At 73.0% G+C, this 2,143-nt stretch carries 4 protein-coding genes; 2 read left to right on the top strand and 2 right to left on the bottom strand.

Annotation, left to right across the window (positions count from 1 at the left end; genetic code table 11):
- Both AX685_RS17905 and AX685_RS17910 read right to left on the bottom strand, forming a co-directional pair.
- A partial coding sequence (locus AX685_RS17905; RefSeq protein WP_156445912.1) for an alcohol dehydrogenase catalytic domain-containing protein occupies positions 1-198 on the bottom strand: 198 nt, incomplete at its 3' end.
- A gap of 46 nt (positions 199-244) precedes the next feature.
- Positions 245-976, bottom strand: a complete 732-nt coding sequence (locus tag AX685_RS17910; RefSeq protein ID WP_066491088.1) for an arylesterase — start codon at positions 974-976, stop codon at positions 245-247.
- 23 nt (positions 977-999) lie between these two features.
- On the opposite strand from AX685_RS17910, the gene AX685_RS17915 reads away from it, so the two are divergent.
- The gene (locus AX685_RS17915; protein ID WP_066491089.1) at positions 1,000-1,674 is read left to right on the top strand and encodes an ABC transporter ATP-binding protein; all 675 of its coding nucleotides are present in this window, start codon (positions 1,000-1,002) and stop codon (positions 1,672-1,674) included.
- Positions 1,671-2,143: ABC transporter permease (locus AX685_RS17920; protein ID WP_331710190.1), on the top strand; the 473-nt coding region annotated here is incomplete at its 3' end. The genes AX685_RS17915 and AX685_RS17920, both read left to right, overlap by 4 nt.

Below are 2,143 nucleotides of genomic sequence, written 5' to 3' on the forward strand. Positions count from 1 at the left end.
CACCTCGCCCACCGCCTCATGCCCGACGCAGAAGCCGATATCCCCGGAAAAGCCGTGGCCGTGGTAGATGTGCAGGTCGCTGCCGCAGATGCTGCACGCCGTCATCTGCACGATGGCGTCGCGATCGCCGGCCAGCGCGGGATCGTCCATCGTGTCGTAGCGGATGTCGCGCGCGCCAAAATACCGCAATGCCTTCATGGTCATCTCCTCTCCCGCCCCGGCGTGTGCGCCTGTCTGCGGGCGACTATGGCCGCTGCGGCGCGGGCGCGCTACCCGGCAGCGCGGCCAGCCGCTTCTCCACCAGCGGCGCCAGCCGGTCGGCGACCCGCGCGACGCCGCGCGCATTGGGGTGGACCCCGTCGGGTAGCATCAGCTGGCGGTTGCCGAGCACGCCCTGCAGGATGAACGGATGGAGCGGGGCATCGTAACGCCGCGCCAGGTCGGGCCAGATGGCGTTGAACGCGGCGGCGAAATCGGGGCCGAGATTGGGCGGGGCGAGCATCCCCGTCAGCACCACGGGGATGCGCCGCTTCGCCAGTTCGCCCAGCATCGCGGTCATGTTCGCGCGGGTCTCGGCGGGGCTGAGCTGGCGCAGCACGTCGTTGCCGCCCAGCCCCAGCATCACCAGGTCGGGCGCGGGCGTCATCCGGTCCAGCGTATAGGCCAGCCGGCGGCGGCCGTCCGCGGTGGTATCGCCTGATACCCCGGCGTTGACGATCGTCGCGTTGATGCCGTGCGCGCGCAGCCGCGCCTGGATCGCATCGGGCAGGCTTTGCCCGCGCGACAGGCCGTAGCCGGCGTACAGGCTGTCGCCGAACGCCAGCACCACCCGCTTCGGCCCGGATACCGGCACGGTCGCGGCGGGCGTGGGCGTGGCGGCGCCCGCGGGCGTCGGCTCGCGCGCGGGCGCATCGCAGGCGCCCAGCAACAACGCTTGGAGAAGGGCGGCGCCCGTCGCATATGGTGTCTTCGTCATCGCCTTCAGGAACCCCCTGCCACATGAGCGCACGCGATATGGTCATCCGCGCGACGGATGTAAGGTTGACGCTGGGCGGCGTCGCCCCCGTCGATATCCTGAAGGGCATCGACCTGGCCGTCGCGGACGGCGAGAGCGTGGCGCTGCTGGGTGCATCGGGATCGGGCAAATCGTCGCTGATGGCGATCCTGTCGGGGCTGGAGCGGCCAACGTCGGGCGCGGTCGAGGTCGCCGGGGTTGATTTCGCGGCGATGGACGAGGACGGGCTGGCGATCGCGCGGCGCGGGCGGATCGGGATCGTCCTGCAGGCCTTCCACCTGCTGCCGACGATGACCGCGATCGAGAATGTCGCGGTGCCGATGGAGCTGGCCGGCGCAGGCGATGCGATGGCGCGCGCCGAGGCAGAGCTGGCGGCGGTCGGGCTGGCGCACCGGCTGCATCACTATCCCGCGCAGCTTTCGGGCGGGGAGCAGCAGCGCGTGGCGATCGCCCGCGCGCTGGCGCCGCGCCCGCGGATCGTCTTCGCCGACGAGCCGACCGGCAATCTGGACGCCGCCACCGGACAGCGGATCATGGACCTGCTGTTCGAACGGCGCGCGGACACCGGCGCGACACTGGTCGTCATCACCCACGACCCCGCGCTCGCGCAGCGCTGCGACCGGATCGTCGCGCTGGCCGACGGCCGGATCGCGGCATGACCGGCTGGTCGCTGGCGTGGCGGCTGTCGCGCCGCGAACTGTCGGCACGGTTCCGCGGGCTGCGGCTGCTGCTGCTATGCCTGTTCCTGGGGGTCGGCGCGCTGGCGGTGATCGGCAGCCTCGCCCAGGCGATCGACCGCGAGCTGGCGGCGCGCGGGCGCGTGCTGCTGGGCGGCGACGTCGAGTTCGCGGTGTCGCAGCGGCTGGCCGACGCGCCGGAGCTGGCGGCGATGCGCGCCGCGGGCCGCGTATCCGAAACGGTGCGGATGCAGTCGATGGCGGTCGCCGCCAACGGCGCGACCGCGCCGGTGCAGCTGAAGGCGGTCGACCGCGCCTATCCGCTGTACGGGCGGCTGACGCTGGCGGACGGGCGGACGGTGGGGGCGCCGGCGGACGATACGGTGTGGATCGGCCGCGCGCTGGCGGAGCGGCTGGCGGTGGCGCCGGGCGCGACGTTGCGGCTGGGCAC

It is taken from the genome of Sphingomonas sp. CCH9-F2 (assembly GCF_001556735.1).
In the GTDB taxonomy this organism is placed as follows: domain Bacteria; phylum Pseudomonadota; class Alphaproteobacteria; order Sphingomonadales; family Sphingomonadaceae; genus Sphingomonas; species Sphingomonas ginsenosidimutans.

What these genes read in the sequence shown, in the direction of transcription:
- AX685_RS17910 (WP_066491088.1), bottom strand. Translation starts at nt 976, where the DNA reads ATGACGAAGACACCATATGCGACGGGCGCCGCCCTTCTCCAAGCGTTG.
- AX685_RS17915 (WP_066491089.1), top strand. Translation starts at nt 1,000, where the DNA reads ATGAGCGCACGCGATATGGTCATCCGCGCGACGGATGTAAGGTTGACG.